13 protein-coding genes and 2 tRNA genes are annotated in these 16916 nt (G+C 31.8%); 8 read left to right on the top strand and 7 right to left on the bottom strand.

From position 1 onward, the window contains the following. The first annotated feature begins 151 nt into the window (after positions 1-151). Both GFJ99_RS02980 and GFJ99_RS02975 read left to right on the top strand, forming a co-directional pair. Entirely contained in the window at positions 152-352 is a 201-nt protein-coding gene (locus GFJ99_RS02980; RefSeq protein WP_153207470.1) for a hypothetical protein, read from the top strand. Between the two features lie 110 nt (positions 353-462). Further along, entirely contained in the window at positions 463-687 is a 225-nt protein-coding gene (locus GFJ99_RS02975; protein WP_153207469.1) for a hypothetical protein, read from the top strand. Positions 688-743: 56 nt separating this feature from the next. On the opposite strand, the gene GFJ99_RS02970 is transcribed toward GFJ99_RS02975, so the two are convergent. The 4 genes from GFJ99_RS02970 to mutS all read right to left on the bottom strand — a co-directional run bounded on the left by GFJ99_RS02970 (position 744) and on the right by mutS (position 4211). Beyond that, on the bottom strand, positions 744-1094 hold the full coding sequence (locus GFJ99_RS02970) for a DUF1508 domain-containing protein (protein ID WP_153207468.1): 351 nt from the start codon (positions 1092-1094) through the stop codon (positions 744-746). 224 nt (positions 1095-1318) lie between these two features. Further along, positions 1319-1404 (bottom strand) — tRNA-Leu (locus GFJ99_RS02965). Between the two features lie 16 nt (positions 1405-1420). Further along, a tRNA-Gly gene (locus GFJ99_RS02960) sits at positions 1421-1493 on the bottom strand. A 150-nt stretch (positions 1494-1643) separates the two neighbouring features. Further along, positions 1644-4211, bottom strand: coding sequence for a DNA mismatch repair protein MutS (gene mutS, locus GFJ99_RS02955; RefSeq protein ID WP_153207603.1), 2568 nt, complete (start codon positions 4209-4211; stop codon positions 1644-1646). A gap of 295 nt (positions 4212-4506) precedes the next feature. Between mutS and GFJ99_RS02950 the strand changes: the two genes are divergently transcribed. Then, positions 4507-5034 carry an RNA methyltransferase gene (locus GFJ99_RS02950; RefSeq protein ID WP_153207467.1) on the top strand — a complete coding sequence of 176 codons (528 nt, stop codon included), beginning with the start codon at positions 4507-4509 and terminating at the stop codon, positions 5032-5034. Positions 5035-5278: 244 nt separating this feature from the next. Here GFJ99_RS02950 and folK read toward each other — a convergent pair whose 3' ends face one another. Beyond that, positions 5279-6412, bottom strand: coding sequence for a 2-amino-4-hydroxy-6-hydroxymethyldihydropteridine diphosphokinase (gene folK, locus GFJ99_RS02945; RefSeq protein ID WP_153207466.1), 1134 nt, complete (start codon positions 6410-6412; stop codon positions 5279-5281). A 115-nt stretch (positions 6413-6527) separates the two neighbouring features. On the opposite strand from folK, the gene sppA reads away from it, so the two are divergent. Then, positions 6528-8294, top strand: a complete 1767-nt coding sequence (gene sppA, locus GFJ99_RS02940; RefSeq protein WP_153207465.1) for a signal peptide peptidase SppA — start codon at positions 6528-6530, stop codon at positions 8292-8294. A gap of 143 nt (positions 8295-8437) precedes the next feature. After that, entirely contained in the window at positions 8438-11047 is a 2610-nt protein-coding gene (locus GFJ99_RS02935; RefSeq protein WP_153207464.1) for an AsmA-like C-terminal region-containing protein, read from the top strand. A gap of 55 nt (positions 11048-11102) precedes the next feature. Here GFJ99_RS02935 and GFJ99_RS02930 read toward each other — a convergent pair whose 3' ends face one another. Next, a complete protein-coding gene (locus tag GFJ99_RS02930) occupies positions 11103-11894 on the bottom strand; it encodes a DUF2797 domain-containing protein (RefSeq protein ID WP_153207463.1) in 792 nt (263 codons plus the stop codon). Between the two features lie 101 nt (positions 11895-11995). On the opposite strand from GFJ99_RS02930, the gene GFJ99_RS02925 reads away from it, so the two are divergent. From GFJ99_RS02925 to GFJ99_RS13865, 3 genes are all read left to right on the top strand, one after another. Then, positions 11996-13507 (top strand): GH3 auxin-responsive promoter family protein, encoded by a 1512-nt coding sequence (locus GFJ99_RS02925; RefSeq protein ID WP_153207462.1) that lies wholly within the window; start codon positions 11996-11998, stop codon positions 13505-13507. Positions 13508-13856: 349 nt separating this feature from the next. Next, the gene (locus GFJ99_RS02920; RefSeq protein ID WP_153207461.1) at positions 13857-15419 is read left to right on the top strand and encodes an OmpA family protein; all 1563 of its coding nucleotides are present in this window, start codon (positions 13857-13859) and stop codon (positions 15417-15419) included. Positions 15420-15453: 34 nt separating this feature from the next. Then, positions 15454-15588, top strand: coding sequence for a hypothetical protein (locus GFJ99_RS13865; RefSeq protein WP_255473852.1), 135 nt, complete (start codon positions 15454-15456; stop codon positions 15586-15588). Between the two features lie 49 nt (positions 15589-15637). On the opposite strand, the gene clpX is transcribed toward GFJ99_RS13865, so the two are convergent. After that, on the bottom strand, positions 15638-16870 hold the full coding sequence (clpX, locus tag GFJ99_RS02915; RefSeq protein WP_153207460.1) for an ATP-dependent Clp protease ATP-binding subunit ClpX: 1233 nt from the start codon (positions 16868-16870) through the stop codon (positions 15638-15640). Between the last annotated feature and the right edge of the window lie 46 nt (positions 16871-16916).

The raw sequence follows: 16916 nt of genomic DNA, 5'->3' as shown, positions 1-16916 counted from the left end.
ACAAAATAAAAGTTTGGCACAGCGTTTGAAATAAAGCATTTCGGAATCCAAAGAAAAAAAAATTAAAAAAAATGTCTAAAAACATTTTGACATGTTAAAAAATTTATATCTTTGCTCCGAATTAATAATTAACCTTTTATAATTTAGTAAGATGAAAAAAGTTGTTTTAAGTTTAGCAATTGTTGCTGCTATGTTCGTATCATGTAAAGAAAACGCTACTGAAGAAACTCCAGCTACTGATACAGTTGTTGAAGCTCCAGTTGAAGAGGCTGCTCCAGTAGCTGATACTACTGCAGTTGATACTACTGCTGCTGCTCCAGAAGCTGCTCCAGAAGCTGCACCTGCTCACTAATTAATTGCTGACAGAAAAAAATCAAGCTCCACCAAGTGGGGCTTTTTTAATATAAAAAAAATAGATTAATCAAAGTCCATTTTTAACAATAATCTTTTACACAAAATAAAATGAAAAAAATCGTATTAAGCTTAGCTATTGTATTTGCTATGTTCGTTTCTTGTAAAGAAGCTGCTACTGAAGTTGAAAACACTATTGACTCAACTACAACTGAAGTTGAAGAAACTGCAACTGAAGTTATGGATTCTACTGCTGTTGTTGTAGATTCTACTGTTGCTAAAGTTGAAGAAACAGCTAAAGTAAGCCTTCAAAAAGCTGAAGAAGTTATTAAATAATTAATTATTTAATATTCTAACAATTAAAAGTCCTGAAATTCAGGACTTTTATTATTTTAGTCAACTCCAAAAATATCCTCTGCAGAAGAAAAATCCAAAAATTCTGCCTTATCAGCATATTTAATAATCTCATCAATTCCTTTTTGAAGTAATAATTGCGTAGTATACCTTCTGCTAACAGCCACTTCATAACCATTCAATAACAATCGGAAGAAAAATTTTCCACTAGAAGATTTAAAACGCATAAAAACACATCGCTCTAATGACGCTTTAAGTTTTTCTATTTCCTCCTCACATTCAAAGCGCAACTCAAAATCGTTACTTGTAAAAATAGTTTTCCCTTTTCTAGAAACAAACTCATATTTATAAGCCCCGCTTAATCGTTGTGCGATTACAAATGTACCCATAGTTTAGATTGATAATTTTATAAAGAATTCTTTAAAGATAACAGAAAATTCTAAAACAAGAATTTAATAAACAAAAAAAGCTCCAGGCAGAACTATCTAGAATAGTTCGAAACTTTTTGTTTCAATGCTTCGGAATCAAGTCAACTCCGAATTATAAAAGATTAAATGGTAAATTAATAACTCTTAAAAACAAAAAAAGCTCCGAACAATGTTCGGAGCTTTTGTACTCAAGGCGGGACTTGAACCCGCACGGGCATTACTACCCACTGGATTTTAAGTCCAGCGTGTCTACCAATTCCACCACTCAAGCAAATATTTTGGTATAGAGCGAAAAACGGGGTTCGAACCCGCGACCTCGACCTTGGCAAGGTCGCGCTCTACCAACTGAGCTATTTTCGCGTTTCGTATTACAATCTTTAAAGAACGTTGCTATACTTGTTCCGTATTGCGAGTGCAAATATAGCACATATTTTTATTCTTGCAAGTACTTTTTAAATAAAAATTGAAACTTTTTCATAACCTTTTGATAACGAATATTTTATTTTGAAATTATTTTTTAACCAACATTCGTTTTATTTCGTTTAGCTTCATTAAAGCTTCAACAGGTGTTAACGTATTGATGTCGATATTCATGATTTCTTCTTTAATATCTTCCAAAAGTGGATCATCCAAATTAAAGAAACTCAATTGCAGTTCATCATTTGCCGATTTAATTCCGGATAATTCTTCGCTGGAATGTCTTTTTTCTAATTGCTTCAATAATTTTTGTGCTTTTTGAATCACAATTTGAGGCATTCCTGCCATTTTTGCTACGTGAATACCAAAACTATGCGCACTTCCACCTTTAACCAATTTACGAATAAATAAAACCGTATCTTTTAATTCCTTTACCGAAACATTAAAATTCTGAATTCTGTCAAACGTAACTTCCATTTCGTTTAATTCATGATAATGCGTAGCAAAAAGTGTTTTCGGTTTGTTTGGATGTTCGTGCAAATATTCTGAAATCGCCCACGCTATCGAAATTCCGTCATAGGTTGACGTTCCTCTTCCAATTTCATCTAACAAAACCAAACTTCTTTCAGAAATATTGTTCAAAATCGAAGCGGTTTCGTTCATTTCCACCATAAAAGTAGATTCACCCATCGAAATGTTATCGCTTGCTCCTACTCTGGTGAAAATTTTATCCACAACACCCATTCTCACGCTTTCTGCCGGAACAAAACTTCCCATTTGCGCCATTAATACAATCAAAGCCGTTTGACGCAAAATTGCCGATTTACCCGACATATTCGGACCGGTAATCATGATGATTTGTTGGGTTTCTCTATCCAAATACACATCATTTGAAATATACGACACACCAACAGGCAATTGCTTTTCAATAACAGGATGACGACCTTCTTTAATTTCTAAATCGAAACTTTCATCTAAATCAGGACAAACGTATTTGTTATCAATCGCTAATTGAGTGAAAGAAGTCAAACAATCCAATTGCGCAACTAAATTGGCATTCAACTGAACGTGTTTGATATAAGTCGCAATCCAATTCACCAATTGCTCAAACAACTGATTTTCTAATTGATGGATTTTTTCTTCGGCACCTAAAATTTTAGATTCGTATTCTTTTAGTTCTTCCGTAATGTAACGCTCGGCATTCACTAAGGTTTGCTTGCGAATCCATTCGGCTGGAACTTTATCTTTGTGCGTATTTCTAACTTCGATATAATAACCGAAAACGTTATTAAACGAGATTTTTAATGAGGGAATCCCAGAAGCAGCACTTTCTCGCTGTTCTAATTCTTCCAAATAGCCTTTACCGGTTGAAGAAATCGCTCTCAATTCATCTAATTCCGAATTAACTCCAACAGCAATTGCATTTCCTTTATTTACACTTACTGGTGCATCTTCTTGAATGGTGGTTTTGATTTTTTCGCGTAATAATTCACAAGCGTGTAAACTATCGCCAATAACTCGCAACGCTTCATTATCACTAGCCAAAGCCAATGTTTTAATTGGAATTATAGCATCTAACGAATCTTTCAAGAAATTGACTTCTCTTGGAGAAATTTTTCCTGTAGCCACTTTTGAAATCAAACGTTCTAAATCGGAAATTTGTTTGATTTGATATTGAATTTGCTGTAAAACTTCGGGATTGGTTTTCAAATATGAAATCACTTCATGACGACTTCTGATTTTTGAAATATCTTTCAACGGAAGCGCCAACCAACGTTTCAAAAGCCTTGCTCCCATTGGCGAAAGCGTTTTATCAATCACATCTAAAAGTGTTACTGCATTTGGATTATAACTGTGATATAATTCTAAATTTCGAATCGTAAATTTATCCATCCACACGTAAGCATCTTCGGCAATACGTTGAATATTGGTAATATGTTGAATCTTGTTATGTTGTGTTTCCGACAAATAATACAAAATCGCACCGGAAGCAATCAAACCTTCTGTTAATTCTTCTACTCCAAAACCTTTTAGCGAATTGGTTTGAAAATGTTTGGTCAAACTTTCTAGTGCATAATCTTCTTTGTACACCCAATCTTCCAAAAAGAACGTGTGAAAATCGTCACCAAAAACCGAATTGAACTGATTTTTAAACTGTTTCGGAATTAAAATTTCACTAGGACGAAAGTTTTGCAATAATTTATCGATGTATTCTTCATTGCCTTGCGAAACTAAAAATTCACCAGTTGACACATCTAAAAATGCCACTCCAAGCGATTTTTTTCCAAAATAAACCGATGCTAAAAAGTTGTTTGACTTCGATTGTAACACCTCATCATTCATTGAAACCCCTGGCGTAACTAATTCCGTAACTCCACGCTTTACAATGGTTTTCGTCATTTTTGGATCTTCTAATTGATCACAAATCGCCACTCGAAGTCCGGCTTTAACTAACTTGGGTAAATAAGTATTAATGGAATGATGTGGAAATCCTGCCAACGCAGTTTCAGTTTCAGACCCTGCTCCTCTTTTGGTTAATGTTATGCCTAAAATTCCTGCTGCTCTCACTGCATCTTCTCCAAAAGTTTCATAAAAATCGCCCACACGAAACAACAAACAGGCATCGGGATATTTGTTTTTTATCTCGTTGTATTGCTTCATTAAAGGCGTTTCCTTTGGTGTTTTATCGGGAGTTGCTGCAGATTTCTTCGCCACAATTTCAAATTTTAAGTATGATTGCGAAGGTAAGAAAATCAAGAACAATTTCAAGGGCAAGAGCAAGAACAATTTTTAAGTTCAATTTCAAGTTTAAAATTTTAACGGAAATCCCGAAGCTTCGGGAGCAAAGTTTTTCGCAAAGACCGCAAAGGCTTGTATGAACTTAAACGGCTTATATGTTTAAAAATTGACACATCGACTAATTGTCTAATTGCCACATTATATCTATTTTTGCCACATGAGAAAATTAGCCAACGCAGAATTAGAACGCAAAAACATCGACGAGTTTAAAGAAGCTCAAAAAACACCAATTAATGTAATCTTAGACAACATTAGAAGTTTGCATAATATTGGTTCCGTTTTTAGAACTTCGGATGCTTTTTTGATTGAAAAGATTTATTTGTGTGGTATTACGGCTACTCCGCCCAACAAAGAAATTCACAAAACGGCTCTTGGCGCTACTGAGACTGTGACTTGGGAATATGCAAAAGACGTTTTAGAAGTAGTGAATCAATTGAAACAAGAAAATGTAAAAGTATATTCTGTGGAGCAAACGGAGAATGCCATTATGTTGGACGATTTTCAACCCGTAACCAATACAAAATATGCTTTAATTTTTGGAAACGAAGTAAAAGGTGTTTCGCAAGAAGCTATTAATTTGAGTGATGGTGTAATTGAGATTCCGCAATTAGGAAGTAAACATTCGTTGAATATTTCAGTGAGTGCTGGAATTGTAATTTGGGATTTGTTTCAGAAGATGAAGTAAAATTTTAATACAATGAAAAAGAAAAAGATTTTCTACATATTAATACTAATCTTTCTTGTGTATTTATTTGTTACAATTATTATTCCGCATATTCTAATCGAATACACTAGCATTGAAAGTCATAATGTTTTTAATAAAAAATAAAAATCTCGAAATTTTAATTTAGGAACACTGATTGAAGAAATTAAATAAATTTTTAAAATCTGTGTAAATCCGTTTAATCTGTGTTATCTGTGTTCCAAAATTAATTTTTAATCTTGGCATTAATCTCATTCAACAAAAACACATAATCTTCCTGTTTTTTTACAAAATCCAAATCCGAAACATCAATAATCAACACATTCAAATCGGTTTGTGTTTTGATGTAATCCAAATATCCATGATTAATTTTTTCTAAATAATCCGCTGGAATTTCTTGCTCGTAACTTCTGCCGCGTTTTTTGATGTTTTCCAAAAGACGCTCCGTGTTTTGATACAAATACAAGTACAAATCAGGTTTTGGCATTTCTTTATGAATAATGTCAAACATGGTTTTATACAAACGAAATTCGTCTTCTTGAAGTGTAACTTTAGCAAAAATCAAGGATTTGAAAATATGATAATCGGCCACCACAAAATCTTTAAACAAGTCAAATTGCGCTAAATCATCGGATAATTGTTGGTATCTATCGGCTAAAAACGACATTTCTAAAGGAAAAGCGTAGCGACCTTGGTCTTTGTAAAATTTTGGTAAAAACGGATTATCGGCAAAACGCTCTAGCACTAATTTGGCATTGCAATCTTCCGCAAGTTTGGTTGATAATGTGGTTTTTCCTGCGCCAATATTTCCTTCAATGGCGATGTAATTGAATTGTTGCAACTCTAGTCTTTCAATTGGTGAAACCAAAACTTCAAAAGCTTTTATTTCACTTTTATCTTCGGTTTGAGCAAACAACTGAGCAACCGATTTCTTTAAAATTGGATGTTCCCAATTCAAACCTAAATCCAACATCGGTTGTAATACAAACTTTCTGTTTTGCATTAATGGGTGCGGAACTTGCAAGGTTTCTGTTGCAATGATTTCTTCATCAAAAGCAATAATATCGACATCAATTATTCTAGCTTGGTATCCCAAATCTTTAGAACGAATACGCCCGAGTTCTTTTTCAACCTTTAAAACTTGATTTAAGATTTTTTGAGCCTTTTTAGACGTATGGACTACTATTGCGCAATTTAAAAACGGCTCACTTTCAAATCCCCAAGCCGGAGTTTCATATGCTTTTGAAACCTTTACAACAGTAGCTATTTTGTTATGAATCAAATCAATACAAGAAACAATCGCCTCTAATCGATTTCCCTGATTGCTTCCTAAAGATAAAATTACTTGATGTTGACTCATATTGGCAAAATAACAAACAATTTTAGACTTATAATTTACCTTTTTTGTTTTTTTATGAACATGTAACATTTTTGTTTCTTTTACTACTTATAACAAAATAATAAATAGAATTAAAATGAAATTTTTAGGGAATGTATTAGCAACTATTGTTGGAATATTTATTTTTTGCATGATTTTCTTCTTTGGAATCATAATTATTGGCGCTATTGCTGGTAGTGGAGATGACACTGTGAGTGTAAAAAAGAATTCCGTTATAGAATTAGATCTTTCAAAAGTATCTTTAGATTATGCTGGAAAAACAAATTACAAAGACTTTAATTACTTTGAAGCACATCATGATGGTGTTACCGATATTCTTAATGCGATTGAAGCAGCTAAAAATGATAATAAAATTAAAGGAATCTCCATTTTAAACAATCAATCGCAACTAGGTTTAGCACAAAGTAAAGCAGTTAGAGATAAATTAGACGAATTTAAAAAATCGGGGAAATTTGTTTATTCGTATTCCAATGGTTATTCTCAGGGTGAATATTATTTAAATTCGGTAGCCGACCAAGTGTATTTAAACCCAATGGGAGAAATCGATTTCAAAGGATTGTCTGCTGAAATTTTATACATGAAAGAATTGCAAGAAAAAGCTGGTGTAAAAATGGAAGTTATACGTCATGGTAAATTTAAAAGTGCTGTTGAACCCTACTTAGCTCAAGAAATGAGTCCAGAAAACCGTGAACAAATGACAGTTTTATTAAATTCGGTTTGGAATACAATTGTTACCGATATTTCTAAAAGCAGAAAATTATCTATTGCTCAATTAGACGCTATTGCAAATTCTTTAGGAGCAAGAACACCAGAATTAGCTTTAGCAAATAAATTAATTGACAAAATAGCTTATGAAGACGAATATCATGATGCTATTAGAGCAAAATTAAAATTAGACAAAAAAGAAAAATACGATATTGTTAGTATTACTGATTATGCTCAAAAAGCGGCTTCAACTGTTGAAGATTACTCAAAAGAGGATATTATTGCTGTAATTTATGCTCAAGGAGAAATTGCTGGTGGCGAAGGTGATGTAAATATAATAGGAGAAGGTTCAATCAATCGTTCTTTAAAAGAAGCTCGTGAAGATGATGATGTAAAAGCAATTGTTTTACGTGTTAACAGTCCGGGCGGAAGCGCTTTAACCTCAGAATTAATTTGGAGAGAAATCGAAATTACTAAAAAAGTAAAACCTGTTGTGGTTTCTATGGGAAATTATGCGGCTTCTGGAGGATATTATATTGCTGCGAATGCCGATAGAATTTTTGCAGAACCCAACACAATTACCGGATCAATTGGTGTTTTTGGAATGTTACCAAATATGAGTCAATTAAGCAAAAACATTGGGATTAACGCAGAGCAAGTAAAAACACATGAGAATGCAAGTGGATATAGTATTTTTGAACCAATTGACGAAAACTTCAAAGGGTTTGTTCTAGAAAGTATCGAAAAAACATATGCTACTTTCTTAAAACGTGTTGCCGATGGAAGAAAAATGACTACTGAACAAGTAGATGTAATTGCACAAGGAAGAGTATGGACAGGAATTGATGCTCATAAACTAGGTTTAGTGGACGAAATTGGTGGTTTAGATGCTGCCATTAAATATGCTGCTAAACTTGGAAAAACGAATTCCTACAGAACTGAAAACTTTCCGGAATATGAGAAAAGCTTTGAAGACATGTTAGCCAACTTTACCGGAATGGCCATGTTTAAAACCAAAGAACAGTTGTTAAAAGAGCAAATTGGTGAAGAAGGATTTCAAATGCTAGAACAAATTAAACGTGTAAAAAGCAGAAAAGGCATTCAAGCCATGATGCCTTATGAATTAAATATTCATTAATAAAAAGAAATAAAAAATTACAATCCCATTAACAATTTGTTTTTGGGATTTTTTTTATAAGTTTCACATAAAATTAATACAAATACATACAAATGGTATTAATTTTGCAATAAGAAATTACATTCACTTCAAAAAATATAATTATGTTAAAAAAAGTTTTAAAAGGCACTGGAATTTTTCTTTTAGTAACCCTTATTGCCTTAGCCGCAGCACCTTTTTTGTTTAAAGACAAAATTAAGGAAATGATTGCCAAAACTTTAAATGAAAGCGTAAATGCGAACATAGCATTTGAAGATGTAGATTTAAGTTTATTTAAAAGTTTTCCTAAAGCTAATGTTACGATTGAAAAGTTGAGCATTATTACAAAAGCGCCTTTTGAAAACGATACCCTTTTATATGCTGGTGAAACTAACGTAACCATGAGTATAAAAGAACTTTTTAAAGGAGATGACGAAGCCATGAATTTAGAAAGTTTTAGTGTAGTTGACGGAATTGTAAATATCATTTTCAATAAAGATGGTATTGGAAATTTTGACATCGCTATAAAAGAAGAAGCTGATAAAAAATCTTCTGAAAGCAAACCATTTGCTCTTTCTATTCAAAATTATGAAGTAGAAAATTTAAAATTCAGTTATGTTGATGAAAGCTCAAATATGAAAATGGTTTTAGATAGCATTTATCATGATGGAAAAGGAAATTTTGCAGCTCAAAAATTAGATTTAGAAACAAAAACTACTGCTAAACTTTCTTTTGAAATGGAAAAAACCAACTACATGAAAAATGTAGGGATTTCACTTGATGCCGTTTTAGGAATTGATTTAGAAAAAAGCAAATACGAATTTAAAGACAACAAAGCCTTAATTAATCAATTACCATTAGAATTCAACGGATTTATTCAAATGGTGGAAGCCGGTCAAACCTATGATTTAACATTTAAAACACCAACTTCCGATTTTAAGAACTTCTTAGGATTAATTCCTGAAGCATATTCAGGTGACATTAACAAAGTAAAAACCACAGGGCAATTTACTGTTGATGGAAAAGTAAAAGGTAATTTAACCGAGACTACTATTCCTGCTTTTGATATTAAAATTGCGTCTAAAAACGCGTCATTCCAATATCCTGATTTACCAAAATCGGTTAAAAATATCGTAATAGACACCCATATTATCAACGAAACAGGTGTAATGAATGATACTTATGTGAATTTAAACCAACTTTCGTTTTCAATTGATCAAGATGTGTTTAATGCGAAAGCAACTGTTAAAAACATTGCAGAAAATGCTCTAGTTGATGCCGAATTAAAAGGAACTATTAATTTAGCAAATGTTACCAAAGCCTATCCTGTAAAATTAGACAAACCGTTAACCGGAATTTTAAAAGCCGATGTAAAAACGAAATTTGACATGAAATCAGTTGAAACTTCTCAATATCAAAACGTTCAAAATTCGGGAATTATTAGCTTAACTGGCTTCAATTATGAAGGTCCAGAAATGGCTAAACCATTCAAAATCAATCAAGCTTCAGTGGCTTTCAATCCAAATCAAATTCGTTTGAACCAATTTGATGCAAAAACAGGTTCATCTGACCTTCAAGTAAACGGAACTTTAGATAATTTTTACGGATTTATGTTTAAAAACCAAATTCTGAAAGGGAACTTTAACATGAACTCGACAAAATTAGTTGTTTCCGATTTCATGGCGCCAACTACAACTACTTCAGATGAAGGAAAGAAAACAACAGAAGCTGTAAAAATTCCTTCTTTCCTAGATTGTAGCATAACAGCTAAAGCAGGAACTGTAGTTTATGACAATTTAAACTTAAAAGATGTTTCTGGTAATATGGTGATTAGAGATGAAGCAATAAGTTTAAATAATTTAAAAATGGGCATTTTTGGAGGAAGCATTGGATTAACTGGAACCGTTTCAACCAAAGGAAACACACCAAAATTCGACATGGATTTAGGGTTAAATGCAGTAAATATTGCAGAATCGTTTTCGCAATTAGACATGCTAAAATCAATAGCTCCAATTGCTGGTGTTATTAACGGAAAACTGAATTCAACCATTAAATTATCTGGGGATTTACAAAATGATATGACGCCAAATTTAAAAACACTTTCTGGGGATTTAATAGGTCAGTTATTATCTACAACCATTAATGAAAAGAATTCTGCCATGTTAACAACTTTAAGTTCAAACTTAAAATTCATAGACATGAGTAAAGTTAACTTAAATGACGTTAAAGCTGCTTTATCATTCAAAGACGGAAAAGTAAATGTAAAACCTATGGACATCAAATATCAAGATATTACAGTAAATGTTGGCGGAACTCATGGTTTTGATCAAACGATGAATTATAATTTAAAATTTGATGTCCCAGTAAAATATTTAGGCAATGATGTAAACAATTTAATTGCAAAATTAACCCCTGCCGACCAAAAACAAATAACAAGTATTCCGGTAACCGGATTAATGACTGGTAACTTTTCGCAACCCAAATTAAACACCGATTTAAAACAATCCACTACAAATTTAACTACCCAATTGGTTAAAATGCAAAAGGACAAATTAGTTAATCAAGGAACATCTGCTTTAACTAATATGTTGAATGGTACAAAAGGAAATAACTCTGGTACAACAGCCGCAACAGATACTACAAAAGCAGCAACAACTCCAAAAGAAGAAATAAAAACTAAAGCTACTGATGCAATAAAAGGCTTGTTTGGAGGAAAAAAGAAAAAAGGAGAATAAATTTCAATTTTAAAAATAATTGACAAAACCCTTTCAAATTTGAAAGGGTTTCTTTTTATAAACTCATCTTCACCACATAACCTTCATAGGTTCTTATATTAAAAACGGTTCCGTCTTCAAAAAGTAAATATTGGCCTTTTATTCCTGATAACTTACCAGTGAAATTTGGTGTTTTATCTAAATTCAAACTGGTTACTTTTTTCGGATAGTGTACTACTGGAAAATCGAGTTGAATGATTTTTTCATCCTTTGGAAAGTATTCTTTTACTTCATTAGGCAACCAATCGAATACTTTATTTCGCTCAGCAATTAAATCCATCGCTACATATTCGTTTTTAAGCATTTTTTGCCAATTGGTTTTATCTGCAAAATGATTTTTTAACGCTACCTCAGTAATTCCTGCTAAATATCGATTCGGAACTTCTACAATTGGAATAGCTTGTATAGCACCTTGATCAATCCATCGTGTAGGAACTTGCGTTTTTCTGGTCACTCCGACTTTTACTTCACTTGATAAAGCTAAATAAACTACATGAGGTTGAAGCTGCACTCGTTTTTCATAAGCTAAATCTCTATCTTCAATATCTAAATGAGCCGTACTTAATTCGGGTTTCATAATCCAATCGCCCACCGCTGGACTACTCATAAAACAATCGTAGCAAAATCCTTGACGAAAAATTTTCTTGGCTTTTCCGCAATTCAAACATTGGTAACCTTGAAATTCAATTTCTATTGTTTTTCCTAGAAGTTGATTGATATTTAAAAAACTATTTTCAAAAACTAAATAATACTGAATTGGATTACTTAATTCGGTTTGCATTTTTGAAAGTGTGCCTTGATATATCATTTTATGTTAAGATTTCCTTTTTAGTCTTATTATTTAAAAAAAATGTTATTTTTGGTAAAGTTATTATTCCAATTTAATAATTCAAAATTAGAAGTAGGTAAATGCCATTACAAATCATAAATTCTTTTGCCACCTGGATTTTAAAAAAACGGATTCATCAAATGGAGTTGTTTTTAAAATATCCGCATGAAGTACAAGAAGAATTACTTTTCAGTCTTATTAAATCAGCAGAAAATACGCAAATAGGAAAAAAATACGATTTTTCTTCTATGAAAAATTACAAAACATTTAGTGAGCGTATCCCTGTTTCAACCTATGAAGAATTAGATCCTTTAATTGAAAAAACAAGACAAGGAGAACAAAATATTTTTTGGCCTTCTAACATCAAGTGGTTTGCAAAATCAAGCGGAACTACAAATGCTAAAAGCAAATTTATACCTGTAAGTACTGAATCATTAGAAAATTGTCATTACAAAGCCAGCAAAGACTTGTTATGTTTGTATTTAAACAACAACGAAAATTCGCAACTATTTACTGGAAAAAGCTTGCGATTAGGAGGAAGCAAACAATTGTATGAAAACAACAATACTTTTTTTGGCGATTTATCTGCCATTTTAATAGACAACATGCCTATCTGGGCCGAATTTAGCTCAACTCCAAGCAGTAAAATATCGTTAATGGGCGATTGGGAAACTAAGCTTCCGGCTATAATAAATGAAACCATAAATGAAAATGTAACTAGCTTGGCCGGAGTACCAAGTTGGATGATGGTTTTATTACAAAAAGCATTAGAAAACAAGGAGAAATCGAATTTATTAGAACTTTGGCCAAATGCAGAAGTGTATTTTCATGGAGGAGTAAATTTTGATCCGTATAGAGAACAATACAAAAAGTTATTTCCAAAAGATAGTTTTAAATACTACGAAATCTACAATGCTTCAGAAGGCTTTTTTGCAATTCAAGACCAAAACGATAGCGATGAATTATTACTAATGTTAGATTATGGTATTTTCTATGAGTTTATCCCAATGGATACTTTTGAAACTTTAAATCAGCATACGATACGATTAAATGAAGTGGAATTAAACAAAAATTACGCTTTGGTTATTACAACAAATTCGGGCTTATGGCGCTATTTAATTGGCGACACAATTCGCTTTACTTCACTAAATCCCTACCGAATTAAAGTAACCGGAAGAACAAAGCATTATATTAATGTTTTTGGAGAAGAATTAATGGTAGAAAATACGGATACTGCTATAACTAAAACATGTAAAGAATTCAATTGTGAAATTAGAGATTATACAGTTGCACCTGTTTTTATGAGCGAGAAACAAAAAGGAGCTCATGAATGGATTATAGAATTTAAAATAAAGCCAGATAATATTGAAAATTTCAGAATGTCGTTAGATAAAAATTTACAAAATTTAAATTCTGATTACGAAGCAAAACGATATAACAATATGACATTAAATCCGTTACTATTAAATGTCGCAAGAGAGCAATTATTTTACGATTGGCTAAAACAACAAGATAAATTAGGAGGTCAACACAAAATTCCAAGACTTTCAAATAACAGGTTATATTTAGAAAGTTTACTATCCTTACAATAACTAATTATGAAAAAGAAAAAACTAATCTTTACACTATTTACATTAATTATAATTATGACATCTTGTGGTCCTAGAAGATACAAATGCGGCCCTTATAGAAAGTGTGAGAATAGTATAAAAAACAACCATTTTTATAAAGAATTTCATAAAATATACGTTTGCTAAAGATATTTTTTTAAATAATTCACAAAAAAACCGATCTACAATCCCTTGTAAATTGGTTTTTTTTATGTTATTTACAGAAATTTGTTATTTTATTTTAACTATTTGTTTTTTTTGTTAAATTTTATCATACTTTTGCACCGGTTTTAAGAAATCATTAACAGTCTATTATCTAAGTATTTAATTTATGAAACTAAGCAAAATCTTTACTTTATTTTTACTTTTAGTTAGCCTTATTTCTTTTGGACAAGAGCCTAGACGTTCTGAAGGAACAGAAGCTACCGTAAATGCAATTAATAGAAATACTAAAGGAATTACCTTTGTAATTAGTGATACAGGAATTAATTCTGAATTAAACGAAATAGGCACTACTTTTTTTAAAAATAAATATATTATTTTATCTAACAAAAAAAGACGCCATGCAGAAGTAACTGTAAACCCTATAACAAATACTCCTAATAATAATTTATATTGTGTAGATGTTAAAGAAGATGGTAGTTTATCGTTTCCGTTACTTTTTTCACAAGCATTAAATTCAGATAATGAAGAAGGCTCAATAGGGTTTTCATCTGATCAGAAAACAATATATTTCACTCAAGAAAATCCAAACAACAAAGAATTATTTACACTTTACAAAGCAACACTAAATGAAAACGATGCTAAAAAGTGGACAAACATTACCAATTTAAACCTAGTTCCTGAAGCATATTCTGCAGAAACCCCTAGCGTTTCACCAGATGGAAAAAAGATTTTTATTGCTACTAATATACCTGGAGGATTTGGAGGATTTGACATCTATGAAGCTACAATTAATGAAGACGGAAGCATTGGAGATTTAGTAAACTTAGGTCCAAACGTAAATACAGAAGCTGATGAAAAATATCCTTTTATGTCACCTGACAATAAGTACATGTATTTTTCTTCAAAAGGACATTTAAACTTAGGAGGATATGATGTTTTTAGATCTGCTTATGTTGATAATACATTTTTAACCGCTATGAATCTTGGAACAGATTTAAATTCTAGAAGAGACGATTTAGCATTTGTAATGACATCTCCATCTAAAGGATATATTTCTACAGACAAACATCAATCTGGTAATTTTGACATTTTAAAATTTGAGATTAGAAAACAAGAAAATTTGTTTTTAAATTATACCATAGTAGAAGAAGTTTCAAAAACAGCTTTACCAAATGCAACTGTTATAGTAACAGACGAATTTGGAACCAAATTAACTGAAACACAATCTGATAATAATGGTAAAATCAAATTAGCTTTAGAGCCATTAACATTCTACAATGTTGAAGTTAACAAAGAAGGTTACGAAACCAAAAAACTAAACATTGCAACTGGAGACACTGAGAAGAATATTGCATTAACTCAGAAAAAAGCGGTTGTTACAGATGACGCAATTGTAATTGAAAATATTTATTTTGATTTTAATAAATCAACCGTAAAAAAAGAATCAGAATTATCTTTAAATAAAATTGTTGAAGTTTTAACCAACAATGCTAACATGAGCATTACAATAAACGCTCATACAGACAGTAAAGGTTCTGAGGCATACAATCAAAAATTGTCTGAAAGTAGAGCGAAAGCTGCCTACCAATATTTACTTAAAAAAGGAATTCCAGCTTCTCAGCTAACTTATAAAGGTTATGGAGAAAGCGAATTACTAGAAAAATGTGAAAAATGTACAGCAAGTCAAGATCAAGCCAACAGAAGAATTGAATTTAAAATTATCAAATAAAAACATACTAAATAGATTAACATATAAATATATTATGAAAAAAATAATTCTGGTTTCAGCAGTAGCAATTACATTTTTATTAACATCTTGCTCAAGCGGATGGAGTTGCCAAAAAAGATATTGCAACGCTAAACAAGTAAAAACAACTGAGCAAAAGAAAAATGCTTAAAAAACAAAAAGGTCGCCTATTGGCGACCTTTTTGTTTTAAATATTTATTTTAAGAAACTGCTTTTAAACGCTGTAATAAATTTTTATTTAAACTATTTTCTGCATATTCCTTATTTACTTGCAGATGTTTATCTTCAGAGCTTGGTAATTCATACATAGCATCCGTTAAAATCGCTTCACACAATGAACGCAACCCTCTAGCGCCTAATTTATATTCTAAGGCTTTAGAAACGATATAATTTAAAGCTTCTTCTTCAATTTCTAAAGTAACCTCATCCATTTCAAACAATTTTTTATATTGTTTTACTAAAGCGTTCTTCGGTTCTGTTAAAATAGCTCTTAACGTTTCTGCATCTAATGGATCCATGTGTGTTAAAACTGGTAAACGACCTATAATTTCAGGAATTAATCCAAAATCTTTAACATCCTTAGGAATTAAATACTGCAACAAATTGTCTTTATCTATTTGGTCTGTTCCAATTGACGAACTATAACCAACTGCTTGTCTGTTTAAACGTTTTGAAATGATTCTTTCAATTCCATCAAAAGCACCACCAGCAATGAATAAGATATTTTGAGTATTTACTTCCACAAATTTCTGGTCGGGATGCTTTCTTCCTCCTTTTGGCGGCACATTAACCACTGTTCCTTCCAATAATTTCAATAAAGCTTGCTGAACACCTTCACCTGAAACATCACGCGTAATCGATGGGTTATCACTTTTACGTGCAATTTTATCTATTTCATCAATAAAAACAATTCCTCTTTCGGCTTTGGCTACATCATAATCAGCCGCTTGTAACAAACGAGTTAAGATACTTTCAACGTCTTCACCTACATAACCTGCTTCAGTTAATACGGTAGCATCAACAATAGCTAACGGAACATTTAACATTTTAGCAATAGTTTTTGCTACTAAAGTTTTACCGGTTCCGGTTTGTCCTACCATTAAGATGTTACTTTTTTCAATCTCAACTTCGTCTTCCAATTGAATTTGCATCAAACGTTTGTAGTGATTATAAACCGCTACACTCATTACTTTTTTAGTTTGATCTTGCCCTATGACATAATCATCTAAAAACGCACGAATTTCTTTTGGTTTCAACAAAATCAAATCGGCAACTAAATCTGAATTTCCAGACTGTTTTAATTCTTCTAGAACAATTCCGTGTGCTTGTTCAATACATTTGTCGCAAATATGCGCATTAATCCCTGCAATTAATAAATTGGTTTCAGGCTTTTTCCTTCCGCAGAATGAACATTCTAATACTTCTTTAGCCATTTTTTAGTGATTAGTGAAAAGTGATTAGTAATTAGCCTATCACTAT

Origin of the sequence: Flavobacterium sp. LMO6 (assembly GCF_009495795.1) — a bacterium.
Taxonomy (GTDB): Bacteria; Bacteroidota; Bacteroidia; order Flavobacteriales; family Flavobacteriaceae; genus Flavobacterium.
The sequence above is the reverse complement of the archived record's forward strand: the minus strand, read 5'-3'. Positions and strand labels throughout refer to the sequence as shown.